Origin of the sequence: Vibrio jasicida 090810c (assembly GCF_002887615.1) — a bacterium.
In the GTDB taxonomy this organism is placed as follows: Bacteria; Pseudomonadota; Gammaproteobacteria; order Enterobacterales; family Vibrionaceae; genus Vibrio; species Vibrio jasicida.
Genome location: NZ_CP025793.1, coordinates 1,808,966 through 1,834,538, shown reverse-complemented (window position 1 = coordinate 1,834,538; position 25,573 = coordinate 1,808,966). Strand labels below are relative to the sequence as shown.

The 25,573-nt window shown below is 43.2% G+C and carries 27 protein-coding genes and 1 pseudogene; 8 read left to right on the top strand and 20 right to left on the bottom strand.

The window, feature by feature from the left end; all coding sequences use genetic code 11:
* Window positions 1-14: 14 nt before the first annotated feature.
* The 3 genes from C1S73_RS25710 to C1S73_RS25700 all read right to left on the bottom strand — a co-directional run bounded on the left by C1S73_RS25710 (window position 15) and on the right by C1S73_RS25700 (window position 1,474).
* Window positions 15-458 carry a GNAT family N-acetyltransferase gene (locus C1S73_RS25710; protein WP_038867279.1) on the bottom strand — a complete coding sequence of 148 codons (444 nt, stop codon included), beginning with the start codon at window positions 456-458 and terminating at the stop codon, window positions 15-17.
* Between the two features lie 175 nt (window positions 459-633).
* Window positions 634-1,194 (bottom strand): RNA polymerase sigma factor SigZ, encoded by a 561-nt coding sequence (gene sigZ / locus C1S73_RS25705; protein ID WP_038867281.1) that lies wholly within the window; start codon window positions 1,192-1,194, stop codon window positions 634-636.
* Window positions 1,181-1,474 carry an ArsR/SmtB family transcription factor gene (locus tag C1S73_RS25700; protein WP_005433559.1) on the bottom strand — a complete coding sequence of 98 codons (294 nt, stop codon included), beginning with the start codon at window positions 1,472-1,474 and terminating at the stop codon, window positions 1,181-1,183. Before C1S73_RS25700 ends, sigZ begins: the two co-directional genes overlap by 14 nt.
* A 251-nt stretch (window positions 1,475-1,725) precedes the next feature.
* Between C1S73_RS25700 and C1S73_RS25695 the strand changes: the two genes are divergently transcribed.
* Window positions 1,726-2,862, top strand: a complete 1,137-nt coding sequence (locus C1S73_RS25695; protein WP_038867283.1) for a permease — start codon at window positions 1,726-1,728, stop codon at window positions 2,860-2,862.
* A 76-nt stretch (window positions 2,863-2,938) separates the two neighbouring features.
* Here the strand turns inward: C1S73_RS25695 and C1S73_RS25690 are convergent, their stop codons facing one another.
* Window positions 2,939-3,310, bottom strand: coding sequence for a YybH family protein (locus C1S73_RS25690; RefSeq protein WP_009704826.1), 372 nt, complete (start codon window positions 3,308-3,310; stop codon window positions 2,939-2,941).
* Window positions 3,311-3,427: 117 nt separating this feature from the next.
* Here C1S73_RS25690 and C1S73_RS25685 point away from each other — a divergent pair, with 117 nt between their 5' ends.
* Together C1S73_RS25685 and C1S73_RS25680 are read left to right on the top strand one after the other, a co-directional pair.
* Window positions 3,428-4,294: a LysR family transcriptional regulator gene (locus tag C1S73_RS25685; RefSeq protein ID WP_038867285.1), complete on the top strand. Its 867-nt coding sequence runs from the start codon at window positions 3,428-3,430 to the stop codon at window positions 4,292-4,294.
* Window positions 4,295-4,446: 152 nt separating this feature from the next.
* Entirely contained in the window at window positions 4,447-4,740 is a 294-nt protein-coding gene (locus tag C1S73_RS25680; protein WP_005442525.1) for a hypothetical protein, read from the top strand.
* A gap of 51 nt (window positions 4,741-4,791) precedes the next feature.
* Here C1S73_RS25680 and C1S73_RS25675 read toward each other — a convergent pair whose 3' ends face one another.
* On the bottom strand, window positions 4,792-6,750 hold the full coding sequence (locus C1S73_RS25675; RefSeq protein WP_038867288.1) for a monovalent cation:proton antiporter-2 (CPA2) family protein: 1,959 nt from the start codon (window positions 6,748-6,750) through the stop codon (window positions 4,792-4,794).
* On the bottom strand, window positions 6,747-7,364 hold the full coding sequence (locus C1S73_RS25670; protein WP_009704823.1) for an NAD(P)H-dependent oxidoreductase: 618 nt from the start codon (window positions 7,362-7,364) through the stop codon (window positions 6,747-6,749). The genes C1S73_RS25675 and C1S73_RS25670 overlap by 4 nt, the downstream gene beginning before the upstream one ends.
* Window positions 7,365-8,025: 661 nt before the next feature.
* On the opposite strand from C1S73_RS25670, the gene C1S73_RS25665 reads away from it, so the two are divergent.
* The 3 genes from C1S73_RS25665 to C1S73_RS25655 all read left to right on the top strand — a co-directional run bounded on the left by C1S73_RS25665 (window position 8,026) and on the right by C1S73_RS25655 (window position 10,550).
* Entirely contained in the window at window positions 8,026-8,967 is a 942-nt protein-coding gene (locus C1S73_RS25665; protein WP_032802248.1) for a LysR family transcriptional regulator, read from the top strand.
* Between the two features lie 179 nt (window positions 8,968-9,146).
* The gene (locus tag C1S73_RS25660; RefSeq protein ID WP_038867291.1) at window positions 9,147-9,812 is read left to right on the top strand and encodes a zona pellucida protein alpha; all 666 of its coding nucleotides are present in this window, start codon (window positions 9,147-9,149) and stop codon (window positions 9,810-9,812) included.
* An 87-nt stretch (window positions 9,813-9,899) separates the two neighbouring features.
* A complete protein-coding gene (locus C1S73_RS25655) occupies window positions 9,900-10,550 on the top strand; it encodes a hypothetical protein (RefSeq protein WP_038867293.1) in 651 nt (216 codons plus the stop codon).
* Between the two features lie 113 nt (window positions 10,551-10,663).
* Here the strand turns inward: C1S73_RS25655 and C1S73_RS25650 are convergent, their stop codons facing one another.
* From C1S73_RS25650 to C1S73_RS25630, 5 genes are all read right to left on the bottom strand, one after another.
* Window positions 10,664-11,095: a YccF domain-containing protein gene (locus tag C1S73_RS25650; protein WP_009704819.1), complete on the bottom strand. Its 432-nt coding sequence runs from the start codon at window positions 11,093-11,095 to the stop codon at window positions 10,664-10,666.
* 193 nt (window positions 11,096-11,288) lie between these two features.
* Window positions 11,289-12,503: an MFS transporter gene (locus tag C1S73_RS25645; RefSeq protein WP_038867296.1), complete on the bottom strand. Its 1,215-nt coding sequence runs from the start codon at window positions 12,501-12,503 to the stop codon at window positions 11,289-11,291.
* Between the two features lie 12 nt (window positions 12,504-12,515).
* Window positions 12,516-12,668 carry a hypothetical protein gene (locus C1S73_RS25640; RefSeq protein ID WP_005535284.1) on the bottom strand — a complete coding sequence of 51 codons (153 nt, stop codon included), beginning with the start codon at window positions 12,666-12,668 and terminating at the stop codon, window positions 12,516-12,518.
* Between the two features lie 172 nt (window positions 12,669-12,840).
* Complete coding sequence (locus tag C1S73_RS25635) at window positions 12,841-13,563, bottom strand: hypothetical protein (RefSeq protein ID WP_038867297.1); 723 nt, start codon at window positions 13,561-13,563, stop codon at window positions 12,841-12,843.
* Window positions 13,564-13,669: 106 nt separating this feature from the next.
* Window positions 13,670-14,188, bottom strand: coding sequence for a cysteine hydrolase family protein (locus C1S73_RS25630; RefSeq protein ID WP_038867299.1), 519 nt, complete (start codon window positions 14,186-14,188; stop codon window positions 13,670-13,672).
* A gap of 120 nt (window positions 14,189-14,308) precedes the next feature.
* Here C1S73_RS25630 and C1S73_RS25625 point away from each other — a divergent pair.
* Window positions 14,309-15,216, top strand: a pseudogene (locus C1S73_RS25625) (GlxA family transcriptional regulator).
* Here C1S73_RS25625 and C1S73_RS25620 read toward each other — a convergent pair.
* The 7 genes from C1S73_RS25620 to C1S73_RS25590 all read right to left on the bottom strand — a co-directional run bounded on the left by C1S73_RS25620 (window position 15,217) and on the right by C1S73_RS25590 (window position 21,858).
* Complete coding sequence (locus C1S73_RS25620; RefSeq protein WP_038867301.1) at window positions 15,217-16,149, bottom strand: Gfo/Idh/MocA family protein; 933 nt, start codon at window positions 16,147-16,149, stop codon at window positions 15,217-15,219.
* Between the two features lie 147 nt (window positions 16,150-16,296).
* On the bottom strand, window positions 16,297-17,013 hold the full coding sequence (locus C1S73_RS25615; protein ID WP_038867303.1) for a hypothetical protein: 717 nt from the start codon (window positions 17,011-17,013) through the stop codon (window positions 16,297-16,299).
* A gap of 118 nt (window positions 17,014-17,131) precedes the next feature.
* Window positions 17,132-18,784, bottom strand: a complete 1,653-nt coding sequence (locus C1S73_RS25610; RefSeq protein ID WP_038867305.1) for a phosphoethanolamine transferase — start codon at window positions 18,782-18,784, stop codon at window positions 17,132-17,134.
* 21 nt (window positions 18,785-18,805) lie between these two features.
* Window positions 18,806-19,162 (bottom strand): diacylglycerol kinase, encoded by a 357-nt coding sequence (locus C1S73_RS25605; protein ID WP_038867306.1) that lies wholly within the window; start codon window positions 19,160-19,162, stop codon window positions 18,806-18,808.
* 170 nt (window positions 19,163-19,332) lie between these two features.
* Entirely contained in the window at window positions 19,333-19,725 is a 393-nt protein-coding gene (locus C1S73_RS25600) for a glycine zipper family protein (RefSeq protein WP_038867307.1), read from the bottom strand.
* Window positions 19,726-19,858: 133 nt separating this feature from the next.
* Window positions 19,859-21,145 carry an ATP-binding protein gene (locus C1S73_RS25595; protein ID WP_038867308.1) on the bottom strand — a complete coding sequence of 429 codons (1,287 nt, stop codon included), beginning with the start codon at window positions 21,143-21,145 and terminating at the stop codon, window positions 19,859-19,861.
* Window positions 21,145-21,858, bottom strand: a complete 714-nt coding sequence (locus C1S73_RS25590; protein ID WP_038867310.1) for a response regulator — start codon at window positions 21,856-21,858, stop codon at window positions 21,145-21,147. Before C1S73_RS25590 ends, C1S73_RS25595 begins: the two co-directional genes overlap by 1 nt.
* Window positions 21,859-22,424: 566 nt before the next feature.
* Between C1S73_RS25590 and C1S73_RS25585 the strand changes: the two genes are divergently transcribed.
* A complete protein-coding gene (locus tag C1S73_RS25585) occupies window positions 22,425-24,227 on the top strand; it encodes a nucleotidyl transferase family protein (RefSeq protein ID WP_038867312.1) in 1,803 nt (600 codons plus the stop codon).
* Window positions 24,228-24,308: 81 nt separating this feature from the next.
* On the opposite strand, the gene C1S73_RS25580 is transcribed toward C1S73_RS25585, so the two are convergent.
* Entirely contained in the window at window positions 24,309-25,028 is a 720-nt protein-coding gene (locus C1S73_RS25580; protein ID WP_005442483.1) for an SDR family oxidoreductase, read from the bottom strand.
* 224 nt (window positions 25,029-25,252) lie between these two features.
* The gene (locus C1S73_RS25575; RefSeq protein ID WP_038867314.1) at window positions 25,253-25,558 is read right to left on the bottom strand and encodes an isoamylase early set domain-containing protein; all 306 of its coding nucleotides are present in this window, start codon (window positions 25,556-25,558) and stop codon (window positions 25,253-25,255) included.
* Window positions 25,559-25,573 lie beyond the last annotated feature (15 nt).

Genomic DNA, 25,573 nt, shown 5'->3' with positions numbered 1-25,573 from the left:
GGATTCGTACTGGATTAAGAAAGCACTAATCGTAGTGAGATGTCACCATCATCGAGTGCGCCATTCTCTTGAAATCCGAAAGCACGATATAGCTGACCTGCCTGCTGATTGGAGGGTTTATGCATCGTGAGTAAGGTTTTCCCGCCAAGTTGTTTCACTTCTTCAACGAGCAAACTAAGTACTTGCTTTCCATAGCCTTTGTTCTGGTGATCTTTGTCGATCATAAAGCGGAACAGCCAGTAAATGGAGTAATCAAGCGGCTCGTCTTCATGGCAAAACGCAAGCAAACCGATCACCGTCTCTTGCTCATAAATCACTTTCAATCGGTAGTCGGTTTCAAAGCGTGACTGAGCAATCGTAATCGCGTTGGAGGCAAGGTTTTCTTCTTGTTCTGGGTGAAGATTGAGGCGAATACAATTTAGATAGTTTTCTTTGGTGAGTTCTCTTAATGAGATCATAAAAATGAGTTTCCTTCTTCCTTAAAGCAGAAGAAGTAAAGCTTACTATTCAGCAAGATAGCAAATGAGAGAGCGGATGAAGAGATAAAGCTGTGATTGAGTTCATAGATAGGCGACTCGATGACGAGCCGCCAAGCTATCGGTATTCATTGTGAGGTGGGCATTCAGCGAGGGGTTAACATTTATCGCAAGAAGCATCGTTTTGGTTGCAATCTGTCATACGACCTTGTCTGTCGAACGAGAAACTGCAACATTCTTCAAATAGCTTTTTCAATTCGACACGTCCTCTCTGTACGCGCGATTTGAGAGTTGAATAGCTGATGCCTTGCTCTTCGGCCAACTTCTTCTGGCTCATGCCTTCAAGCTCAATAGAAGAGAGCAGTTGCGATTGCTCATCTGGTAATGCTTGCACAAACGGTGCAATGCACTTTGACAGTTCTTGTTTCAGGTTTGATTCTTGCTCTTCAAACCAAAGATCGTCAGCAACAAGGTCATTGTCACGTTGATTTCGAGCACGTTTACGGTAGAAATCGATGATGGCGTTATTCGCGATTTGGAAGAGCCAAGATTTGACGCTAGATACATCACGAATATCCGCAAGGTTTTGATAAGTCTTAAGTAAGATCTCTTGTTTTAAGTCGTCTACATCATCTTCATTGCTGACTTTAGAGCGCAAAAACGCATGAATAGCGTGTTCGTATTCGCTCCAAATCGATTCGAGGTTAGCAGTTTTCATTGATGCAACACTCGTCACGCAAGAAACCAATAACCGTATCTAAGCATTCATACTCAGCAACACAATACAAAGTACGACCTTCACGACGCTGACTAATTAAGCCGGCTGAGGCTAGGCTCGAAATGTGATGAGAAAGGGTAGAGGCTGGAATACCAAGTTTATCTTGTACGCCACCAACCGCGATTCCTTCATAGCCTGCTTTGACCACCTCTTTATAAATACATAAACGGGTAGGGTGTCCTAGCTCTTTGAGCGCTTTTGCTACAGCTTCGAGTTCCATACTGACCTCTTGGAATGACAGACGATAAATACATTTCGATGATAGTGAAAGTGTGGGTGAATAGCAAACAAGAAAAATTCCCTAGTTAATTCATTGATTATTAAGACTTTAAATTATATTTCGATATTTATCGAAATATAATGGTTGACGCGTTGATTTTTAATTCTATAATTCGAGAAAAATAGAAATGAAGAGTTCAGCTTCATTAGGAAATTTACAGTTACTGATGTGATATCAGTAGGAGAATCAATATGAATCCAGAAATCATGACCATGGCTAAGGAAGCGCTTGATATGTTTGCGTTTCTAGCAACCGAACTTATCATCCTATTCCTAGCAATTAGCTACATCGTGGGTGTGTTGCAAGATTTTCTAACGCCAGAAAAAATCCAATCTATCCTGAGCTCGAAAAAGGGTAAAGGTTACTTCATTGCTGCGCTATTAGGTTCGATTACGCCTTTCTGTTCGTGTTCGACCATTCCTTTCTTGAAAGGTCTATTGCGTGCAAGAGCAGGTTTTGGACCTATGATGGTGTTCCTATTTGCTAGTCCACTACTTAACCCTGTAATCATTGGTTTGTTTGTAGTGACCTTTGGTTGGAAAGTAGCGGTATTCTACTTTGCTATTGCGATGACAGTGTCTGTGGTTGCAGGCTATGTACTTGAAAAGCTAGGCTTTGAACGTTACGTAAAACCAGAAGCGTACGAAGCAGCAGGCACCTCTTCATGTGGTACATCTTGCGGTGATTCAAGCAAGAAAAAAGAACAAACGAAACCGGCATCAAGCTGTGGTACCAGCGCTTGTGGCGAACCCGCACCAGTTGCAGCAAAAACATCATGCTGTAGTGAGCCAGCGCCTGTGGTAGCGAAAACATCTTGTTGTGGTGATAGCGCGCCAAAAGCGGAGCCTAAAGTAGAAGTGTCTTGCTGCTCATCAGACGGTAGTGCAACAGCGACAATCGTGGAAGAAAAAGAGCCTAGCCGCTGGGTACGTATTTGGCACTCAACTTGGAAAGACTTTAAACAAGTATTCCCTTACCTAATGATGGGTATTGCGATTGGTTCATTTATTTACGGCTTCATCCCAACGGATCTTATTGCGGAGTACGCAGGTGAAGCGAAGTGGTACGCGATTCCAGTAGCAGCAATTATTGGTATTCCATTGTACATCCGTGCAGAGGCAGTTATTCCACTAAGTGCGGCGCTAGTACAAAAAGGTATGGCACTGGGTTCAGTAATGGCACTTATCATTGGTAGCGCAGGCGCAAGTCTTACAGAAGTGATTTTGTTGAAATCAATCTTTAAGAACCAAATGATTGCAGCCTTCCTATTCGTTATCTTAACGATGGCAATGGGCGCAGGTTACCTATACACCTTCATCTTTGCTTAATTTAATTAAGTAAACTGAAAAACAAAAATCCCCAAGTTTCGGCTTGGGGATTTTTTAATTCTGAAAGACTTAAAGCTTATCGCTCACCAAGCACTTCAAACTCATCGTAAGTTAGGCGAGACAAACCATCTTCTTGAATTTCCCATAACTCTTTGTGCACGACACCAAACGCCTTGTTCATCGTCCAATCTGAAGTAAGAATGTAGCCATTTTCACTGTCTTTTTCCCACTTGGTGTTGGTGTAGTCCACGCTGTTAAAACCTTGGTCCATGATGTTTTGCCAGAATGCTTGGATCGCTTCACGTCCCTCAAAGGTGCCAAATGGTTTTGCAATCATAACTGCATCTTCTGCGTATTGTGCTGCACAGCCCGCAGCGTCTTGATTATTGAAAGCGATTTGCCATGCTGAGATGCCTGCTTGAGCGCGTTCTAAAACTGATTGAGTCATCCTGAATATCCTGTGATTGGTGTTTGTTTATGTAGCAATCATAGGGTTAGAATTGAGATAGAAAAACAAAGTAATAAGAATTGAATGTTCTGTAAAAAAGAACAATAAGGAAGGGCGATGAATAAGCTGCGTTTGATGTCTCTGTTCGTTCATATTGTCGAGTGTGGTTCAATCTCCAAAGCTGCAGATAAGTTAGAGCTTTCTAAGTCAGTATTGAGCTCTGCTTTGAAGCAACTAGAGCAAGAGTTGGATACTTGCTTACTCAAACGTACGACCAGAAAGCAAACTTTGACCTCGACGGGTGAACGCTTTTACGAGCAGTGCGCGCAAATGACAAAACAAGCGGAGGCCGCGTGGTTAGAAGCCACAGAGTTAAAGCAAGTGCCAACGGGAAGGCTTACCGTCACTGCGCCACATGCATTAATGCGCTCAATAGTGCTGCCTGCTTTAACGAGTGCTTTTGCTGATTACTCTGATGTGCAGTTAAATTTGATCAGTGATGATAAGCATGTGGATATTGTTCAACAGGATATCGATCTTGCGGTACGGGTGGGTGCTTCTGGCGATTCAAACATTAAACAGCGCAAAGTAGGACAGTTTTGTGACGTTTTGTGTCGTGCGAAAGGTGCGCATTCTGATTTTGAAAGTGCGCCTTATATTGCTCAACATTGGCAGCTTGAACCTGTTATCCATGCGTTTGCTTCCAAGGAGCCAGAACATCAAATTCAATATCCAGTGAAGCACCGAGCGAATACCGTCTTTGATGTGGCCAGTCTGTTAGAAATGGGGTTAGGCGTTGGTATTTTGCCTGACTTTATGTTGGAGTCGAACTCGCTTCTTGAACCTGTACCCGGTGCGAAAGCGTCAAAGGTGAACCCAATTTATGTATTGCATCCCTACCAAGCTCATGTACCGATGGCAGTGACAATAGCAATAAAAGCGATTGAATCGCGCATTGACGAAGTCATTTTATGTAAAAACTGACGGTTATCGGGGCGAACACTCAGAGTCGGTTTGGAATTAAAATTGATTAATTTTTATTCAGGATCAATCTTCATTATTATTTCACCCCACGTTCAAAATGCCTCGTCTACACTGTTTTATGAGTTGTCAGTTGGCAGACCAAGGAGGCAGCCATGATTGCAGTTCATCGAGAGTATTGTTTATCGAATAGCCCAGATTTACACGCCCATGTTGAAGTCAATCCCGTCGGTAAATTGGAAGTTGAAATTGTCGAGCTTCATGAACACCACACTACCGAGTTTGATGATCTTTCTTTTGAAAGTAGTGGCGCTCAAACGCGTATTTGCGGAAAAGAAGACACCGTTCCGTGGCAGTTCAACTTAGCGAAAACCGATGCATTAGAACTGTCGCATTTAGTGGATGAAGCGAATGAAGAGTATGAGACATTGATGAGCGATCTTATGTAGCTCTGCTTTTCACCGGCAATAAAAAAACCTCCCAGTGGGAGGTTTTCGCGTTTATTGAGCGTCTTCTTTTGGTGGATGAAGCTCTTGTACATTTTCTTCGTTGAAGTCGTCGGCATACCCTTTCGGTGGCGGTGTCCAACCACGTTCAGAACGGGAGAGCTTATCGTGACGATCCTTTTGCATCTCTTCTGCCATTTTTTCTTCTAGATGAATAAATAGCTGACGGAAGTTGTTGTCGTAACGTTCACCCTCTGAGTCATCGACCCACGCTTCATAAAGCATGTTGGATTTGCGATCTTCAACGCGGCGATAAGTCGATTTCTGCTGCTCGGTGAAGAACGGATGAATACCAATGGCTTTCATCGCGTGACCACCAATCTCTAATGCAGAATGGTAAGTTTCTGATTCGATGATATCTGCGCCCGCTTGACGTAGTAGGTAGCCATGTCCACGGTCAAATGCACGCGCAATCACTGTCACGTTTGGATAGGTGTGTTTTACGTACTTAACCAACTCAACGCTCGATTCTTGATTATCTATCGCAACGACAAGTGCAGAGGCATGCTCAATACCTGCCGTGTGTAGCATGTCTGGTCGAGTCGCATCACCAAAGTAAGCGCGAGTACCGATTTGGCGCATGTTATCAATCTGGCTTGCTTGGTGGTCGAGTACAACCGTTTCCACGCCATTAGATACCAATAAGCGGTTTACGATCTGACCAAAGCGACCAATACCTGCAATGATGACGGTACCTTGTTCTTCAATCGTGTCACTTTCACGCTCATTCGATTCACTTTCAAAGCGAGGAATAATCACCTTATCAAATAGAATGAATAGACCAGGCGTTAGGAACATAGAGATCGCAACAACCAATGCCAGCGTTTGTGAAAGCTCGAATGGGATTACGTGGTTTTGTACCGAGAAGCTCAATAGCACAAAGCCGAATTCACCCGCTTGCGCCAAGCTCAAAGTAAACAACCAACGGTTACTGCCTTTGATACGGAAGATGAACGCAAGTGCGAATAGAATCGCTGCTTTCAGAATCATCACGCCAAGCGTTAGACCGATGATCAAACCAAAGTCGCTGAACAGAACTGAGAAGTCGATGCCAGCACCTACCGTGATAAAGAACAAGCCAAGCAGCAAGCCTTTAAACGGTTCAATGTTTGATTCCAACTCATGGCGGAATTCACTGTTCGCCAGAACCACACCAGCTAAAAACGTACCCAGAGCCGGAGACAGACCCACTAGGCTCATCAAAGCCGCAATGCCGATCACCAGCATTAATGCCGTTGCAGTAAAGATTTCACGTAGACCAGAGCTTGCTACGTAGCGGAATAGTGGGCGACTTAGGAAATGCCCGCCAACAACGACGATAGCAATAGAAGCCGTAATCACTAGACCGTAAGCCCAGCCAGGAAGTCCAGCCACTAGGCTAAGTTCTTCATGGTGTTCTGCAGCTGCTTGCGCTGCCGATTGCGCTTGTTCTACCAACTCTGGCAGTGCCAACAGCGGAATAAATGCCAACATTGGAATTACTGCGATATCTTGGAAAAGCAGCACTGAGAACGCGTTCTGACCACCTTCTGTTTTGGTCAGTCCTTTCTCGCTAAAGGTTTGCAGAACAATCGCAGTGGAGGAAAGCGCGAAGATCAAACCGATCGCTAATGCTATGGTCCAAGATTGATCAAAGTACAGGGCAATCGCCATGATCAGTGCGGCAGTACCACCAACTTGTAAGCCACCTAAGCCCATTAAGCGGTTACGCATTGCCCACAGCATCTTAGGCTCAAGTTCCAAACCAACGAGGAACAACATCATAACCACACCAAATTCAGCAAAGTGTTGAATTGTCGTGGTTTCTTCACCTACGAGGCCAATAATAGGGCCAATAACCACACCCGCAATCAAGTAACCTAATACCGAGCCTAAGCCTAGACGTTTTGCTAAAGGAACGGCGACGACAGCGGCAATAAGGTAAACAAAGGCTTGTAAGAATATCCCTGTCATGATGCTTCCTTAATCAGTTGTGGTAATGCACTGTTGAGTTTGATGAGCGATGCCGCTGCTTCAAGATCAAGTGTGTCATTGACGAGCGCATTGAGCAGCGTTTTGTAGCGTTCAACATGCTGTGGAATTCGATCTTCTTCTTGGGCGGTACGGGAACCAAACAACGCAAGTGGAGCGATGTAATTCATCCCTGTCAGCGCCGACATTTGCTCGATAGGAGCTAATAGCTCACGGATGGTGAAATGGTTGTAGCCTTCGGCTTTATAGGCCTCTTCTTTACCACCTGCGGATAAGACACAAAGCATGGTTTTGCCATGAAGCTCTGTACCTTCTGAGCCATAAGCAAATCCGTATTCTAAAACTAGATCTTGCCACTCTTTTAGAATGGCTGGTGTGGAATACCAGTACAGCGGGAATTGAAAAATCACCACATCGTGGTCACGTAAACGCTGTTGTTCTCGGTCAATATTGATATTGAAGTGAGGGTACTCGGCATAGAGATCGACACAAGTGACACCTTCAATCGTATTAGCTGCTTTAAAAAGGGGAGCATTCACCTCTGAGCGATGCTGGGAAGGATGCGCAAAGAGAATCAATACTTTTTTATTTATCATAGGAATCCTTGCTATGCGTCTAAACCATTTTTGGTATAAGAATGAAAGACTTTGATTGTTGTAAGAAACTGTAACCCATAAACCTTATCCTATCTACTTTAGTGATTGAACATTGGAAAGTTAAAATCACTTTCAATGAAATATAGAAAATCTTCACAGGGCACTGCTTTTTATCTGCCTCAGTAAAGGTTAGAGCTGACCTTTATTGAACAAAGATGGATGCACTTAACAGAAGTTCTCAATCTACAAATTTGGTGTGGGTTATCTCGTTTAATGTACTAGGTTTTTTACTCTACTTTTTGAGAATCAACGCATAAAAACCAACACTGGATATCCCCACACCTGCATTAGAGAAGTTATCTAGAAGCCCGCATCCGATTTGATACTAGGATGAACGAACGACTTATTTCAAAGCGATGTGAAATGATAAGTTTGAGGAATGTGATAAGCGAAGAATGCCTCAGATTAACGTTTACTGAGAATAGGGTGTTCATCGGAACGGCGCATTTGGAATTTTATAAACGCCAACTTGATCGCAGCCATTGTTATTTTTCCGTCATAGAAGCGTAGCGAGCGCAAAGAATTCATGCTTTGAGATTGGAAAGTACGCAAATCTGTTCTTATGCTGAATAATAACCTCAAGTTATTATCGACGTGGAATATGGCCAAAGATCTCTTCTCAAACCTCGACCTGAATTTGCTCCGAACATTCATCATTTTGCACCAAGAGCGCAATATGCGCCGAGCGGCAGAACGCTTGTTTGTATCTCAGCCTGCCGTGAGTAAAGCATTGCAGCGGCTGCGTGATCATTTTGAAGATGAGCTGTTTGTGAAAACCCATCACGGGTTGCGAGCGACGGAGTATGCGAATGATTTAGCGGAAAATCTCGCGCCGTTACTGGATGAAATCTCTATCACGCTCAATGGTTCTAAAGCATTTAACCCATTAGAAATGAACGGAACCATCAAGATAGCGCTAGCACCATTTATATTGAGTTCTTACGCCAGTGAAATCTGTCAGGCGATTCGACAAGCAGCGCCAAACGTCCAGATCCACTTGTTGAATTGGTCTCGTTCCACCATGGATGAGATCATCAAAGATGATGTTACGCTTGGTGTGAACTACGAAATCAACCACGCCCCAAAAGAGCTACTGACGAAAATGATCGTCAAAGACACCTTCTGTGCATACGTGCGAAAAGATCATCCGTTTCCCGGTGACCGACTACAAATCTCGGATTGCAGGGATTTAGAGTTTGCGACCGTGATTGCGGCCGATTGGAATTCCAGCGTGTCGTTTTCTGAGAAGATAATGAAAATCAAAGGCGTGGAGCCAAAAATCGCGTTTCGCTCTGAATTGCCGTCGGCCATTATCGACGTGGTGGCTAACTCGGACATGGTCTTTCCCGCTTCAAAAACGGTCAACGTCGATAAGATCTCTCAATTAAGAAGATTGGATATCGAGTTCGACGGTATCGTGATTGAGCCTTGCTTGCACGCTTACTATCACCATAAGAATCGCCGTAATGAAATGGTTCATTGGCTGCGCAGCATCATCACGGATGTCATAACCAAACACCTAGAGCGCTCGCAACAGCAATAATAACCCTTGGTTATCAAGCTCTCTACCTTTGTTTATTAATAACCCGCCGTTAAGTGCGGGTTTCTTTTTAGCGATTAGAGTAATAAAACACTGCTCAATATACTTCTCTTCATCGGGCAGGGAGTCCACTTTTCTTGCAAGAGGCATCCCTGAATTTCGACAAATTAAGAGAGTAAATCATGAAAGTTAAATTACTGAGTGCAATCATCGCGGCGACATTTCTAGCTGGCTGTTCTTCATCAGGTTCAGATTCCTCAAATGAACCAGTAGGTGTTGCTTCTGTTCAAACCTTTGATGGCGAGCATTTTGATGGCATGGCTATCCAGGGTGATAACGGTGAGGTTACGACAGTTGCAATCCGTGGCGAAGAAGGAAACACCGTATTTAACGTCGGTGGTGAGCTTTACTACACTGATGGCGAGGTGGTTAAAGATTCATCAGGCAAAGTAGTGGGTCACATTGAAGTCCGTAATAACGAACTTATCTTTGTTAGTGATGATGGCTTCGTACATTTAAGCGTTGAAGATGGTCGCCTTATTGTAGAAGAAGCGAAACTAAACCCTGTTCATCCAATTGAACCAACACCAGAACATCCTATCGCTGGTTCGCCTTCTAACCCGATAGAGCCGATTCCAGAACATCCAATTGCGGACAGTCCAGTGAATCCAATTGAGATCACGCCTGAAAACCCTATTGAGGCGACGCCTGAACCTGCAATGGAGGCATCGGCGAAGAGCTTAACGCCGGAACAGCGCGCAGAATTGAAACAAAAGGTTCAATCCCTATCACAAGAGCAACGTCAGGAAATAAAAAGAGCGATTCGCGACCGCGTTGAGCGCTCGTAAACCAAATCGCATAAGGGTAAGTAGCAAGGAGCCGCTTGATTTAAGTGGCTCCTTTTTTCTTTTCGAGTCTTTCTGATAGGTATCCCAATGAATAAATCTCTGACGCTGCTTTGCGCGCTCTTTGCCGTGCCGTGTTTTTCTGCTGACCACAAAATGCCAGAGTTTGGTTTAGATGTGTCCAATACAGATGATGAATGGATTGTGACTGCCTCAGGGTATTTACAAGCGACAGAAGAGTGGAACATTTCTGCTGAGGTTGATTCTACGGGGTATTTAGAATTGGGGACGGGATATGGCGTTATGCTCGGGCAATTCTACACCGAAGCATTTGTGAGCTATGGTCGCGCAGATTTATTCGATGTTTATGATGCGGGCGTGTTTACCGGCACCGCGTTAGGGGATGATTGGATGATTTTCGCCAATAGTTCTCATGAGTGGAGAATCAGCTCAATTGGTAAGTCATTCCCATCATTGGAAAAGATAGAAAGGGAGTGGAAAAACACCGTTGGTGCAAGCTATACACCGATTGATTTTATCCGGCTTGGTTATTCTTATAACTACGATAAAAAACTCACTGAGGGTGGTCATCGAACCAATCACGAAGTGCGTATTACTTTAAAACCTAAATGGGTAGAGCCTTATGTGAAGTACACATTTGGTGAGCATCGAGTTTCACCGGGCTCGACCAAAATAAGTGAAGAGAACAGCGTAGAACTAGGTATTAATTTTAACTTTTAACTAAGGTGGGAGTATGAACTTTCAATCCATTATTCTTGAGTATGCAGTGGCAATTATGGGCTTACTTTTGACAGGAATAACCCTCTAAGCAGGATGCTCAGAGGGCGACAAAATTAACGGTTGATGTTGTAGCGAGCCATTGCCGCTTCTTCTGTTGTTACGACTGTTTTACCAATCGGAGCCAGAGAGATAACCGCCAGTTTCAGGTGTTGAAGTGCGAACGGAATACCAATGATGGTTACAAAGCATGCTACGGCAGAAAGTATATGACCGATTGCCAACCAAATACCTGCAAATACAAACCAAATCACGTTACCAATCACGCCAAGCGGGCTAGTACCGATGTCCATTTCATTGGTCAGTTCATCTCGTGAAACCGCTTCTTTGCCGAATGGGAAGAACGAGAAGTTACCCATCACGAAACAAGCACGTCCCCATGGAATGCCGATGATGCTGATGAAAGCCAGTAGTCCGAAGAACCACCATAGCAAACCCATGAATACGCCACCGAATACAAACCAGATGATGTTGCCGAGTGTTCTCATTTAAAACCCTTTTTGATTTATAGCGTTGTGTTAAGTATGTCACACGAATCTTAACAGAGGATGAATGGACGCACTTTATTTTAAATAAGCAATCATTGATGAGAATGCCTATTCGATTGAGGGAATACAGAAAGCTTGTTGCAGGGAGAAAAGAGAAAAGGCTCCCAACGATAACGTTAAGAGCCTTCTTAGATTACGCGGTCGCCAAGTTCAAACGTGGTACCGGTTTGTCATTGATCGGCAGGTGAATAAGAGCCGCGATAAATGCCAACACGACTGTTGACCACCAGATTGGATCGTAAGAGCCGTAGTAATCGTAAATGCGGCCACCAACCCAAGCACCTAAGAAGCTGCCTACTTGGTGAGTGAAGAACACCAAGCCGTACAAGGTAGAAAGGTAACGAGCACCAAAAATCTGGCGTACTAAGCCGGAAGTCAGTGGCACCGTGCCTAACCAACAGAAGCCGATAGCACCACCAAAGATGGCTGCGGTGTGTTCGGTGACAGGTAAAGTCACAAAAGCACCAATCACCACCGTGCGCATTAAGTACAGTGCTGACATCACGTGACGCTTGTTAAAGCGATCGGCCATCACACCCCAGAAGTAAGAGCCAAAGATGTTGAAGATGCCGACATACGCCAGTGCCATCGCCGCTGTTGAAGCCGGTAAATCTTTATCTGCCAAATAACTTGGTAAATGAGTGGCGATAAACATGACATGGAAGCCACACACGAAGAAACCAGCGTGGATCAACCAGTAACCTTTGTGTGCGAAAGCTTCTTTTAACGCTTCTTTCAAAGTTTGTGTATCTTCTTGAGCACTTGCGGCGTTGTTGGTTTGTGGTTTTGCCGTTCTCATGAACAACGCAAACATCACCATAAAGCTACACAATACGGCAAACACCTGAAGCGCGCCTTGCCAACCAAAGTCACTTAATAGCGCTTGTGCACCGGGGATCATCGCAAACATGCCGAATGAGCCCGCAGCAGTTGTCAAACCAAATGCTTTTGCAGCGTGTTGGGCAGGAACCACTTTCGCCACAGCGCCTAGCACGATCACGTAACTGGTCGCACTTAAGCCGAAGCCAACTAGCACACCCAGCGACAAATACATCATGGTTGGCTCAACTGCGATAGAAGTCAGGTAAAGACCCAAAGCGTAAGAAATGGCACCTAAAATGATAATACGCTTTGCGCCCCAGCGGTCTGACGCCATACCAACAAATGGTTGGAACACACCAAACAACAGGTTTTGTAGGGCAATAGCAAAGCTAAAGAACTCGCGGCCCGTTTGGAAGTGGTCTGAAATTGGCATCATGAAAATGCCGAACGATTGTCTGATCCCTAGACAGATAATCAAAATCCCTATTCCAAGCCAAACAAGAATTGGAAATCGGAAAATACTCATAATTTGCTCTTATTAATGGTGATGGTGGTGATGAGAGTGATCCTGGTGTTCGCCGTCGCCAGTGGTTTGATGACAACCGCTGTTGATGGCTTGCTCTGCCAATATTTCCAATAACTTAGGTGAGTTATGGACGATGATTAATGACAGGCCCAACATGACGGACATTCTCAGCACCTGAGCGAAAATGGTTTGAGAAAAAAGCATGCATTGTGCGCTCAAGTAGAAAAAAGAGCGCGAAGTGTAGAGATAAGTCTGTGATGACACAAATGATAAAAAGTGAAGTGAGGTATGCGTTTTATGCATACCTTATTGAGTGTCCAAAATACCAACAATTGGCTTAAAAAACAGGGTCTAAAACAGACAGCACTCGACAGTTTCCCAATGGATCAAATATCACCATGATGGCTCTGGTTTCGGTAGAAACATTGCACGTGTCTATCACCGTTGTAGTGCCTGTTTCTCTGATTTCAATCGGAACATTTGCGGTATTCGCACCCACAATGATCTGGCTCGACAGGGTTCTTTTGCTCAGATTAAAGATCCGTTGGGACCCATCCACCCAAACATCACTGTTGATACCGCCTTGGAGTTGGCTAGCATCCATAACGAATACGGAGACTTGAGTATTGGTTGTACTGCTCGTGTCGGGCTTGTCTTGGAAGACGAGGTCATAAAATCCTGTGTTAGCGTCACCAAAAGCAAAGATTACTTGAGGATTAGAGACAGCAATTGAACGTGTCTCACTGACTAAGGTTTGCTGGCTATTGGTTTCAATCAAATCAAACGTGATATCAAAAGTACTGGCGTTTTCTTGAATCAACAGCAAGCCTGTTTCTGTCGCGCCATAAAGTGGCAGATTGGAATAAATATCTTCTTGCAGGCTGCCATAATTGGCTTGAACACCGATATCTGAAACACCGCTCGGGTTTTGGTTGACGAAGTTAACGGTCTGAAAGTTGAGCGCTCTTACCGCAACCTCTGGATCTGAGGAGTCGCTCCCTCCACAGCCGGAGAGTGCGCTCGATAAGGTGATAATTGATAAAACTGACATCCACTTCATTGTGCTGTCCCTATAGAGTTAATGAGAGTCAGTGCCAACCAACAGAATCCGACGCGTGGCGCATCGGGTCATTCTAATTAAGACAGTATAGTGGATGCTCGCTGGCTTACAGTTTTTGTTCTGCCGTTACTAGTGGGACGCGAGTTGATACAGCGTGCAGTGCGATGTTGTGGATCATTTCATCGACCGTTGTACAGCAGTCCATAAGAATTGATACCTCGTATTTTTCTGCCGCTTTAGAAATCGCAGTATGAGTGACACAGTTTTGCGTCATCATGCCAGTTACTAATAGCTCTGTTACCCCGTGTTTTTGGAGTACTTCTTCAAGGTTTGTTTGTTCAAAGCCGTCCGCAAAGTGTTTGATGACCACATCGGCCTTTGGCGCTAGCGCTAAAATCTCAGGGTGAATGTCAGCGCCTTCAGAACCTTCATTAAAGAAAGGCGCAATGCCCATTGCTGGGTCGGCGATGTGCTGAATATGAATGACAGGAATATTTTTCTCATTCGCTTTAGCAATGGCGCTCTTGATGTTGTTTAGTGTTGCTTCTGTATTCCATAGAGGAAACTTACCGTTAGGGAAGTAGTCGTTTTGTAGATCGATAACAAGAAGTGCTGCTTGGCTCATGATGTTTTCCTTTTGTTTTCAGTGAATGTGTTGCTTTGGTATGGGAGCTATTATGCGTGCTTTCTTTTATTTTGCTTAGTGTCTAAAATGACAAAAAATAGGTCAAAAACGACATTTGGAATGAACAAGATAAACATTGCTATTGTGAACTATCCGGGGGCTTCAAAAGCGTCAGTCTATGGTTTGCAGGAGCTGTTTGAGATGGCAAACCGCGCTTCGATTGAGCTGGATGTCGAATGCCGTTTTCATGCGGACATCATTGATTGGAAAGAAGGCGTTATTCGAGCCGATGAGTTCACGGTCGTCATACTACCGCCAAGCGGTGCGCAGCAATATTACCTTTCGCCAAGTCAGGCGTTAACGTCTTGGTTGTTTGATCAGCACAAAGCTGGTGCGGTTGTGGCGTCTGCATGTGCAGGCGCGTTTGTTCTCGCTCACGCTGATTTGTTGAATAACAAAGCGTGCACAACACACTGGGGGCTGGCAGGGTTATTCCGGTGACGCTTAAGCCTGAATCCATCCTTATCAACGATGGCAGCATCATTACCGCTGGTGGCATGATGTCTTGGCTTGATTTGGGGTTGGAGCTGGTTTCTCAGCTAAGTACACCAGCAGTGATGCGTTTGTTGGGAAAGATGCTGGTGGTCGATACTGGTGCCAGAGAGCAACGTTTTTATCAGCAATTCACACCTAACTTTCAACATGGTGATAGTGCCGTTCTTAGTGCCCAGCACTACATGGCTGAGCATTTCTCACATGTGATTTCAAACCAAGCGCTATCGGAGATCAGTTGTTTAACTGAGCGCACGCTTCAGAGACGTTTCCAAAAAGCGACAGGTTTGAACTTGAATCAGTATTTGCAGCATCTTCGTGTGCAAAAGGCGTGTGATTTATTGGAGTCGAGTAACTTAGCTTTTGAAGTCATCGCTTATCAAGTTGGGTATCAAGACGCGAGCGCATTTCGCAAAGTGTTCATCAAAACCATGGGATTGGCTCCCAAAGCGTTCCGCGCTCGTTTCAGTGCTTAATTATCGACGTACTGACTGTTCAATGTGCTGACAAATCGCTTCGGCAAGTTGGTGGCTAGCGATATTGCGCGCTACGATTTCAGAAGCGATGTTGCCTGACTGGATGACTTCAAACCAATCCAACAGCATAGAGTGGAAGCCTTTACTGGTCAGCATTGGCGTCCAATCTTTTAAGCTGAGCTTTTGCTCTTGATTGTCTTGCCACATTTTCCCTTCAACAAATGAATCAAATTCAATCGCTTTATTTGAATAGCAAGCTTGGACTCGCTCCGTTGTGATACCAAAATGGCGGTTCATTGATGCGTGAAACAGTGTCCCACCATGCTGCCATTGGACATCTAAACGAGCCAGTTGGTCGCCTTCCATTTGGTGCGTAATGTAAGCGTCTTGTAGATCTGCTCTGGCCGTGATGTTCACACTATCAAGAGGGTGGATAAAATCATCAAAAATGAAGGTGCGGATATCCCCTGGTAATTGATGACGGTTCTTCTCCCAACGCAGAGATTTCAAGCCTGAAAGTTCGCCTTGTTGTACGCTCGGCATATGTTGATTGTAGAGCGGAATATGACGGCGATTGAAGCCAACATACAGAGGCTGTTTCACGCGTTCTGCCAGTTCATATAGGTTTTCTACTTCAGCAGCGCTGTCTGCCAAAGGCTTATCAACGAATGTCGGGATGCCTTGTTCTAAAAAGAAAGACGCGATTTGAGGGTGAACGCTAGTAGCGGCGTGAATCATGACTGCATCTACGCCTATACTAACCAATTGTTGATAGTCTTGGCAGGTTTCTGCGATTCGATACTGTTGAGCGAGTGAATTGAGTGTGTTTGCATTGCGGGTACAAAATACCAACTCAACATTTGGAAGCTGAGTGATAACAGGAAGGTAAGCTTTTTGAGCAATGTCGCCCAAGCCAATGATGCCAATTTTCATTTGGTTCTACTTTGTTTGTTAGCAAGACCAATATTATAACTTGAATTTGGCTCCTCGTTTATGAGCAGGTTTTCGATAATTTTGTATTAATGAATGAATCCTGCGTACCGTAATACGCAGGTAACTTCTTAATATGCAGGTAACGTATTAATCCGCAAACGATGTTATGAAGCTCAAGCCATAGCATCGGTTATAAGGACCAAGAATAACCATTTGAGGTGTATCTTTGGTGCTAAATTTACAAGTCTTACTGATGCCATTGTGAGTAAATGTTGCCGTCATCTCTTGCTGGTTTTTAGGCACATTCAAGGCGCTAGAAAGCGCCTTACTTGGAAGGTTATCGATCGTTTGCCCTTCGACCGTGACGCTTGTTTGGTACGCCTTTGTCACGTCGCTTGAATCTAAAATATAGATTGGAACTTTGCCTGAGGGGGCACTAGAAATATTAGGTTTGTTTTGAACCGACAGTTCATAATAGCCCTTATCTACGTCACCGAAAGCGAACACAATCTTGTGGTCACCCGAGTTTAAAGTGAGTTTCTTTTGGGCTAACTCATTTTGTGAGTTGGTATCAAAAAGTTTGAAGGTATAAGGAATGGTGTGGCTTTTCTGTTGAGCAATCAAAAGGCTTGATGAGGAAGCACCATATTGAATGATGTCAGAGTACATGAGCTGCTCTTTTCCATTCTCGTAAGCTTTTAACTGCACATCTGAATATTGGTTTTTCCCAAAGTCGACAAGATTAACGGTTTGAACATGAACGGCTTGAATTGGGCCTGGGATGAGTGATGGTTGATTATCAGTACCACAACCTGAAAGAACGGCGGTTGTGATTGAGATTGCGATGAGTGTTTGTATTTTCATTATAGAACCTTGTATTGCATGAAATTTTCCACCTAGCCATAGATGTTGATTTGAGTGCTTATGGTTCGAAGTAGGAGAGGGTAAATATCCCTCTCCTTTTGGTTATGAATACGATGTTTTAGCTTTGACGACAGGTCTTAAAGATATCTAGAGCGCCGTCGTACGCATTGGTTTCCACATCCATAATGCCCAACAATGAATGGAAGACATTATCGTGTGAGTGCGTTGCGGTTTGTTGTGCTTCTCGTGCTAAACAATCGGTGTTGACATGTTTGGCTTGTTTAAAGCCCGGTGACATCCAAAGCATCATAGGAACACGCTTTTGGAAATCCGGTGCTAAACCATAAGGCATGCCATGTAAGAACAACCCGTTTTCGCCCAGAGATTCGCCGTGGTCAGAGACGTAGATCATCGCCGTATTGTATTTATCTTCCAACGTTTTCAGTTTCGCAATGGTTTGATCCAAAACGAAGTCTGTGTAGCGGATCGTGTTGTCGTAAGAGTTCACAATTTGCTCCACGCTGCAGTTTTCAATATCTGCGCGAGGGCAGTCCGGTTGGAAAAACGCTTTGTCTTTCGGGTAGCGCTGAAAGTAAGTCGGACCATGGCTGCCAATCAGGTGAAGCGCAACAACTCGGTTACCTTTCATGCTCGCGATTTGGTCGTCCAAATTGTCTAGCAGCGCCATGTCGTAACAGGTATTGCCGTTACAAAGCGTGTTTTGTTTGCCGCGTGCGACATCCATCTTATTGATCTTATGAGCAACGCCCTTGTCGCCACCGTCGTTGTCTTTCCACATCAAATCAATGCCAGCGCGCTGCATGATGTCCAACGCGTTATCTTGGTTGTCTGCTTTGCTGCGGTCGAAATCATGGCGTGGTAATTGAGAGAACATACAAGGCACAGAGACCGCCGTTGCGGTACCACAAGAAGAAACGTCTTGGAACGAGATGACGTCTAACTTGCTGGTGTATGGGTTGGTCTGTCGTTCATAGCCGTTGATTTGATAATTCTGAGTTCGTGCCGTTTCACCTAATACAAAGACAAGCAGCGTCGGCTTCTCTTTTGCTTGCTCTAGTGCAAGGTGGGATTGTTTCGCATCCGTACCAATCTCACGATAGGGCTCTGGCGTCGTTAAGTAGTTTTCTTTTACATAGCTAGAGATCGCGTACACGTATTGAGTCGGGATGATGACTTTTTTTAGGTAACTATTGTTGCGACCAACCGACGCATAGTCTTGATAATAAAGGCCTGCGATGATTGCGATAACAACCAGCGATGCCAGCATAGATACTACTTTGGTTAGCGCAAAGCGAAGCCATTGATCTTTGAGTGGTTTGAACTTCAGTTTGAAAACAAGTAAAGCGGGGATGACACCCATGATGACAGTCCAAATGACCGAATAGGTACTCAGGTAAGAGCTGGCTTCACTGGTGTCTGTCTCTACGATATTGGTGATCATATCTGTGTCAAACAGGGTGCCGTAGTTGTAGCTTGCGTAACTCACCATGCCCGACGTGATAAGCAGGAAAATGAAGAATGGCTTGCCGATCCAGGGCCAACTGAACAGGTTAAATAAGAAGTTCAGCGCAGCAAAGAAGAAGATAGGAATCGTTATGATGAAACCTATTTTAACTTGGTCCAATCCTGAAAAAATATGAACGAGCTCTTTGTAGATAGGAATATTCACTACGAGAGCGAAATACAATGCAAGCAAAAGCGTGAAGGTAATATAAGAGATACCTTTAGCTGGGGATTCAATTGTCTTCATAAGTGACATTCTTCGGTTGGTCTAAAGTAAAATCGACGCCCAAACAAAAAGGGCGAGAAAAAGCGCAACAAAAACTGCTGCGGAGCCAATGTCTTTGGCTCTTCCACTGAGTTCATGCCAGTCATCGCTGACACGATCGACAACCGCTTCGATGGCGGAATTAATCAATTCAACAATCACGACCAACAGAAGGCTGCTGATCATCATGATGCGTTCTAAGGTGGTGACAGGAAGCAAGAATGCGCAGATAGAAAGTACGAGAGTGAGTACTAGTTCCTGTCTGAAAGCGGCTTCATGAGTCCATGCTGCTTTCAATCCTTGAAGTGAATAGCCGGTTGCGTCCAATATTCGGCGAATGCCTGTTTTACCTGGTTTCAAAATGAGGGCCTTATACGACTAAGCCAAAAAAAGAGAGGGCAATGAGGGATCAAGCCCCTTAAAGAAAAGGCATCTAATTACGGTTGGAGAGTAGAATAGTGATCGTGAAACATTTGTGAAATTCACAGCTATAAACTCAATTATTTATGCAATTGATGAGAATTTATACTTTATGATTCAAGGTCGTATACTGTGTAGCCTTTGTTCGCTAGGCATTTACGAAGAACCAATGCTTGAGTTTTGGTTGAATCACTAGCACCACCAACAGAACCGGCGCCGGCTCCGACAGCTGTGCCCGCAACCGCACCCACAGCAGCCCCGTCAATGCCATCTTCTAATGCGCCAGCAACGGCACCGACTAATGCTCCAGTAACGGCTCCATTTTGTGCTTCCGTTTTAGCGGCTTCACCTTTATCTACTTTTTCTGCGTAACCTTGGCAGTAAGTAAAATCTTGTTCGTATTGGGCTTGGTCAACATTGGTCATATCGACAACAGGTTCTTGGTTGTAAGCACAAGCAGCAAGTGTGGAAGAAAGGGTGACGAGAAGAAGAGGTTTATACATTGCGTTGATCCATTATTGCTGTGAATTTATGGATTAAATGTACACTGTTTTATTGTGGTGCTCTGTCGGCCAATTGTATTGAAGTGTCGCCTTTTGTAATGGCGTTTAAGAGAGTATTGATAAGTTTATGAATTTACTTGGGAAAGCAGATTGTAAAACACGCACCGCCGTACGGGCTGTGTGAGACATAGACTTCGCCATTCTGCAATTCAACGATCTGTTTGACGATCGCAAGCCCCAAACCGAAGCCGCTGGTGCTTTTGTTACGTGATTTATCAGCACTGTAAAACGCATCAAACAGATGAGGCCAATCTTTCTCTTCCACACCACAGCCATCGTCATGCACACGAATACAAGATTTCTCTGGTGTCTCCATAATCTCTAGCACGATTTGGGTTTGTGCATAACGCATTGCATTGCGAAGTAGGTTATCTAAGGCGCGTTTTAGCAGTTTTGGGTCAGCATCAATGACCGTCTGCTGAGAACTTGTGTCGTCAATCGAGATTGAAAGTTGGGTGTCACGTTGCCACTTGGGTAAAAACGATTTAGCAAAGCTTGATAAGGTGACAGAGGAAGTTTGAATCTCGGCATTTGGTCGCTCCATTTTTGCATAGTAGAGTAGCTCTTCGACCATATTTTCCATTTCATCAATGTCTTCTACGATGCTCTTTATGTATTTCTCTTGTTGTTTGTTAAGTGTCGAGTCAGCTAAGAGATCCGCTTGCCATTGTAGCCGAAAAATCGGTGTACGTAGTTCATGCGCGACAGCATTGGTAAGCATCTTGTTGGTCGTGATCAGGCGAGACACTTTCTCTGCCATATGGTTAAAGCTTTTGTTCAGAGTACCCACGGATTTGGCACTAGACGTATCAGCTCGAGCATTAAAATCACCAGAGGCAAAATCTACAGTGACCTTCTCAAGTGCTCGAACACGGCGGCTTAGGAACCAAATCAATAAGACACAGTAAAGCGCGAAACCAGCTAGAAAGAAAAGCCAAACAATGTTGTCATCAAAGTTAATGGCTTGAATGATAGGGCTGTTGGGGTTTTCGCTCAGTTTAAAAATTGGGGATCCAGGTTCAAAGCGAAACCATAAATCTCTCTCATTATCGAAGGCCGTATTAACGAAAGGATCTTCATCAAAAACTTTCTCAACTTCAGGAGGGAGGCTCGTCATCTCTTGCGCTATCAGCAACATGTGGCTTGATGTCGCAAACTTCTCTAGCTGCTGAATAGTGTAATCTTCTCCTTTATCTTGGTAAATAGGGTAGATCAATTCATGGAAAGCTTGTGCCTCGTGTTCTTCAAGTAAGTAGTCATAGTCCGTATTTAATTGATAAACAATGACTTCATATCCAACCAAACTGGCGACGAAAAGAATGATCAGACCTAAAAAACTTTCCAGATAAATTCGTTTCATTACGCGTTCCAAGCATCAGGCATAAAGAGGTAGCCTTTACCACGGACAGTAATGATTTTTTGTGGGGGAGTTGTGCTATCGCTAAGCTTTTTCCTTAACGTTACAATTCGGTTGTCAATCGTACGGTCAGTGCCATCGTATTCGATTCCACGCAACGTTTTGGTAAGCCACTCGCGAGAAAGGGTTTGTTCAGGATGGCTAGCGAGTACCCAAAGTAAATCGAATTCACCATCGGTGAGTGCAATCGGCTCATGATTTAGATTACAAGCTTTGCGTAATCGGTTTAGGCATAACACACCGATTTCAAGGCAGGTATCGGAGTCTGAAGCTGTGGTTTCCTTGCGGCGTAACAACATACGAATACGAGCAAGCAGGACACGCGGTTTAATCGGCTTAGTTACGAAATCATCGGCACCAATTTCAAGCGCAGCAACATGGTCAAAATCATCATCACTTGCGGTAAGCATCAGCACTTTGCCTTTGTAGCATTCGCGGATCTGGCGGCAAACACTCAATCCATCTTGCCCAGGTAACATCAAATCTAAAAGAACGAGATCTGGCTGGCTTTCAAGAATTGCCTCGGGTGCGTCGGTCCCATTGTCGAAACAACTGACTTCAAAGCCCTGCTCTGCAAAGTATTCGCTCAGCATAGCCTGCAATTTAGGGTCATCTTCCACGATAATAAGGGATTGCTTAGTGTCTAGTACGTTCATAGCAGTGATGCATCTTGTAGGAATTATCCCTGAAACTTAAACAAATTTGTCAGGGATTTCAATAAACGTAAAGAGTCAGAGGGGATTTATAGACGAGATTGATTGAAATTAACAAGACAAAACAAAAAAAGCTACGAGATTACTCGGAGTTTTTTGCTATCGGTGTGCAACCTTTAACTAGCTTGAGGTGCGGGGTCTTGGTTCATCACTTCAACCTCTTGTTCTTGCGTTTGTTTTGCAAGAATTTCATCTTGTTGGCGTTGATGCTCCATTCAGGTATTGCGAGGAGTTTTTTAAGGAAATGTTACATAAGGTTTATTTGTAATGTTAGGTTAATCTAAATGATAAAAATAAGTTAAATAAACTTCGGTTTGATTGATTTTCCCCACTGAATTTAGCGATGTGAATAATTGTAATCGTGTTATTACTCGCCATTACAAACCCTTACATAACTATTGTTTGAGAACTATTCACGGTGTGATTAAATTTTAAATATTTTATAAAGTTAATTTTTGTCAATTGACAATGCTCTACTTTCTGTAGAGCTATTGCGTTTAAGGTGTTTTGTGATTTTTAATAGAATTAAGTTTAGGTTGTTTTTATATAAGATTGAAATCAATTTCGCTAATAAAAAAAGATTGAACTATATAAAAAGAAGATTGCTGAATATATATATTAAAAATGGTAATCTAAATAAAGCTATTAAAGAAGCCGAGTTTTTATATAATCATGATGAAAATCCAGATTGGTACTTTGTCCTGAAGAATCTCTTTCTAATTAATAATCAATTGATTGAATCCAATAATCTAGAAGAAAAATCAGATAATTATCGGAGTGACATAGTATCTTCGATAAACGTAATGAATAGAGCGATGCCAGATTCTTATAAGGTTGAGTTTATTGAAAACTATGTAAGATCTAAAGGTGGAATTCCTTCTTTAATATGTATAGAGAATAAAGGACGAAGGTTAGGTAACAAGTCTAGCACTGAAATAGAGTTGTTAAAAAACTCCAAGTTATATATCCAAGATAGAAAAGATTGGTGTCAGGGAAATAATGCTCCTGAATATGTAAAAAGCTTATATACTATTGATGAGCGTGAAAATATATCAAAACTATTCGAATGCGGTTCACCAATAATAAAAGCAACGAAAGTCGTACTTTCCGATTTTGATAATGGTTTTGTTTCTGTAAAAAATGGACAAAGAACAACAACAGGGCAACCAGAAAACGCAGTCAAAAGAGTTTTGTTATTTGGTTCTTCAACAACCTGCAGTTTTGGTGTAAAAGATAGTGATACAATTGCAAGTCAATTACAGGCATACTTTAACAACCAATATGGTGATGTGATCGTAGAAAATCACGGAAGTCATGGGATGAACCTTTTATTGGCTGTTAACAATCTTGTTCAAACCGAGATTAAACCTGGCGACATTGTTGTATTCTTTGATTTTATAGAATTTAGCGATCTAAATAACACTAGTATTGAATCAATTGATTTAAACGAGATAGATAGAGGTAACAAATTCTTTCTTGATTTAGATAAAGTAAATTGCCATTTCTCTCCTTTAGGGAATGAAATGATGGCGAACGAAGTTGGGAATAGGATTCTCTCAAAATTAATAAGCCTACCAACGGTTCAATCAGTTTGTGCTCTCACAGCTAATCAGAATGAAAGCGATTTCTATAAAATATTGGATAATTTTAAGTACTTTTTATTTAAACATGTGGCTCGAACATTAGAGTCTTGTGAAATGAAAAGTTATTTATCTTTGCTAGAGCAATATATGCCAGATGATGGGGTTAATGTCGGTAGCATTGCTGTAAATTGTAATCCTATCACAAATGGTCACATGCATTTGATTGATTATGCTTCTAAAAAAGTTGATAAGCTATTTATTTTTGTTATTGAAGAGGACTTGTCTTTCTTTAAGTTTAAAGACCGCTTACAACTTGTTCATGATAGCTCTCGACATTTAGAAAATGTAACGGTACTCCCTGGCGGGAAGTTTATTTGTACTGAACTTACTTATCCAGATTACTTTGATAAAGATGCAAAAAGTGAAGTTGTGGCTGATGCTTCTATGGAAGCTTGGTTCTTTTGTGAGTTTATTGCTAAGAAATTAAATATTAGCAAGATTTTCCTGGGTGATGAGCCAACTTGTAAAGTAACCAAGCAGTACAACCAGAAAATGCAAGAGCTGTTGCCTGAATACAATATTGAAGTGGATATTATTGAACGTATTTCAACAGGTGGGCGAGTCATAAGCGCTTCTACAGTTCGTAAATTACTACAAGAAAGAGATTTTGGCTCAATTAAGCCACTAGTGCCGACTCCGACATATGAGTTTTTGAAGGCTAATTATTGATTTGTTTTCCAACGCTTCGAAACAAAAAAAAAGCGGCTTTGAAGCCGCTTTTTGAATTTCTTTGTCTTAGAATCGCAGAGATTAAGGTTGTTGCTTAGTTGGTGCTAGTGCAATTTCACGGATACAAACGTTTTGTGGTTGTTGGTAAGCAAACACAACTGCACGTGCGATGTCATCAGCAGCTAGCACGCCGCCCATGTCTTCTTTCCACGCACCGTAGCCATCTTTGATTTCTTGCGATGTAGTGTGAGAAAGGAGTTCAGTTTCTACAGCGCCTGGTGCGATTGTTGTTACGCGAACGTTTGATGCAGCCACCTCTTCACGAACGTTTTCAGAGATAGCGTGAACTGCGAATTTAGTACCACAGTAAGCCGCATGATCTGGGAACGTCTTTTTACCTGCGATTGAGCTGATGTTGATGATAGTACCGCTGTTACGCGCTTTCATTGGTGCTAGCACAGACTGCATGCCGTTTAGCAAACCAAGTACGTTCACGTCGAACATACGTTTCCACTCTGATGCATCTTGTGTGTCAATTTGACCAAGTAGCATCACGCCTGCGTTGTTTACTAGTGCGTCAGCAGGGCCAAATTTCTCTTCTGCTTTAGCAATTGCCGCTTCAAATGAAGCTTTTTCAGTAACGTCTACTTTTTCACATAGCGTGTTTGGCAGGTTTAGTGCTTCTAAGCGCTCTACACGACGAGCAAGAAGAAGAAGTGGGTGACCTTCATCGCTTAGACGGCGTGCGATAGCTTCACCAATACCAGAACTTGCACCTGTGATTACAATCAGTTTTTTCATCTTTTGTTTCCTTAATTTTTTAAGAATTGCTTTCGTTTGAGAGCAGCTTTTAGTCAAGAACACCTGTTTCGCTGCGATGTGGATATATTAAGGAAATGGTGTTTGTTGATATATATCGCTTTAGGTAAAACACTGTTGCCATATAACAACAATTGTTGATAACTTTATGAAAATTAGGCAATAAAAAAGGCGCACTAGTGCACCTTAGTTTGTGTATTTAGTGATTAAGCTGGCTGCTCTTGGGTACAAACGACGCTATTGTCGCTACCAAAGCCATTAGGCACGTATGCGTCTGCTTGCGGATCGTTTTCCCATTCAGCTTCGTCAAATAGATAACGGAACTGGATATTTTGTTCCTTCGGCAAGCGCGTTTTAAATTTAAATTGGCCACTTTTCTTCACGAGCTTCATTGGTTCTGGTTGCCAGTTGTTGAAATCGCCTGCAATTTGAATCGACTCCCACTGATTTTTGTCTAGCTCGAACGTGACTTCGACTTCATCTTTTGTTTTAAAGAATCTCTTTTTAAGCATTAATCTTTCCTTGTT

Excerpts from the sequence above, each read along its gene's own strand:
- C1S73_RS25710 (WP_038867279.1), bottom strand. The coding sequence starts at position 458 with ATGATCTCATTAAGAGAACTCACCAAAGAAAACTATCTAAATTGTATT.
- sigZ (WP_038867281.1), bottom strand. The coding sequence starts at position 1,194 with ATGAAAACTGCTAACCTCGAATCGATTTGGAGCGAATACGAACACGCT.
- C1S73_RS25700 (WP_005433559.1), bottom strand. The coding sequence starts at position 1,474 with ATGGAACTCGAAGCTGTAGCAAAAGCGCTCAAAGAGCTAGGACACCCT.
- C1S73_RS25695 (WP_038867283.1), top strand. The coding sequence starts at position 1,726 with ATGAATCCAGAAATCATGACCATGGCTAAGGAAGCGCTTGATATGTTT.
- C1S73_RS25690 (WP_009704826.1), bottom strand. The coding sequence starts at position 3,310 with ATGACTCAATCAGTTTTAGAACGCGCTCAAGCAGGCATCTCAGCATGG.
- C1S73_RS25685 (WP_038867285.1), top strand. The coding sequence starts at position 3,428 with ATGAATAAGCTGCGTTTGATGTCTCTGTTCGTTCATATTGTCGAGTGT.
- C1S73_RS25680 (WP_005442525.1), top strand. The coding sequence starts at position 4,447 with ATGATTGCAGTTCATCGAGAGTATTGTTTATCGAATAGCCCAGATTTA.
- C1S73_RS25675 (WP_038867288.1), bottom strand. The coding sequence starts at position 6,750 with ATGACAGGGATATTCTTACAAGCCTTTGTTTACCTTATTGCCGCTGTC.
- C1S73_RS25670 (WP_009704823.1), bottom strand. The coding sequence starts at position 7,364 with ATGATAAATAAAAAAGTATTGATTCTCTTTGCGCATCCTTCCCAGCAT.
- C1S73_RS25665 (WP_032802248.1), top strand. The coding sequence starts at position 8,026 with ATGGCCAAAGATCTCTTCTCAAACCTCGACCTGAATTTGCTCCGAACA.
- C1S73_RS25660 (WP_038867291.1), top strand. The coding sequence starts at position 9,147 with ATGAAAGTTAAATTACTGAGTGCAATCATCGCGGCGACATTTCTAGCT.
- C1S73_RS25655 (WP_038867293.1), top strand. The coding sequence starts at position 9,900 with ATGAATAAATCTCTGACGCTGCTTTGCGCGCTCTTTGCCGTGCCGTGT.
- C1S73_RS25650 (WP_009704819.1), bottom strand. The coding sequence starts at position 11,095 with ATGAGAACACTCGGCAACATCATCTGGTTTGTATTCGGTGGCGTATTC.
- C1S73_RS25645 (WP_038867296.1), bottom strand. The coding sequence starts at position 12,503 with ATGAGTATTTTCCGATTTCCAATTCTTGTTTGGCTTGGAATAGGGATT.
- C1S73_RS25640 (WP_005535284.1), bottom strand. The coding sequence starts at position 12,668 with ATGTCCGTCATGTTGGGCCTGTCATTAATCATCGTCCATAACTCACCT.
- C1S73_RS25635 (WP_038867297.1), bottom strand. The coding sequence starts at position 13,563 with ATGAAGTGGATGTCAGTTTTATCAATTATCACCTTATCGAGCGCACTC.
- C1S73_RS25630 (WP_038867299.1), bottom strand. The coding sequence starts at position 14,188 with ATGAGCCAAGCAGCACTTCTTGTTATCGATCTACAAAACGACTACTTC.
- C1S73_RS25620 (WP_038867301.1), bottom strand. The coding sequence starts at position 16,149 with ATGAAAATTGGCATCATTGGCTTGGGCGACATTGCTCAAAAAGCTTAC.
- C1S73_RS25615 (WP_038867303.1), bottom strand. The coding sequence starts at position 17,013 with ATGAAAATACAAACACTCATCGCAATCTCAATCACAACCGCCGTTCTT.
- C1S73_RS25610 (WP_038867305.1), bottom strand. The coding sequence starts at position 18,784 with ATGAAGACAATTGAATCCCCAGCTAAAGGTATCTCTTATATTACCTTC.
- C1S73_RS25600 (WP_038867307.1), bottom strand. The coding sequence starts at position 19,725 with ATGTATAAACCTCTTCTTCTCGTCACCCTTTCTTCCACACTTGCTGCT.
- C1S73_RS25595 (WP_038867308.1), bottom strand. The coding sequence starts at position 21,145 with ATGAAACGAATTTATCTGGAAAGTTTTTTAGGTCTGATCATTCTTTTC.
- C1S73_RS25590 (WP_038867310.1), bottom strand. The coding sequence starts at position 21,858 with ATGAACGTACTAGACACTAAGCAATCCCTTATTATCGTGGAAGATGAC.
- C1S73_RS25580 (WP_005442483.1), bottom strand. The coding sequence starts at position 25,028 with ATGAAAAAACTGATTGTAATCACAGGTGCAAGTTCTGGTATTGGTGAA.
- C1S73_RS25575 (WP_038867314.1), bottom strand. The coding sequence starts at position 25,558 with ATGCTTAAAAAGAGATTCTTTAAAACAAAAGATGAAGTCGAAGTCACG.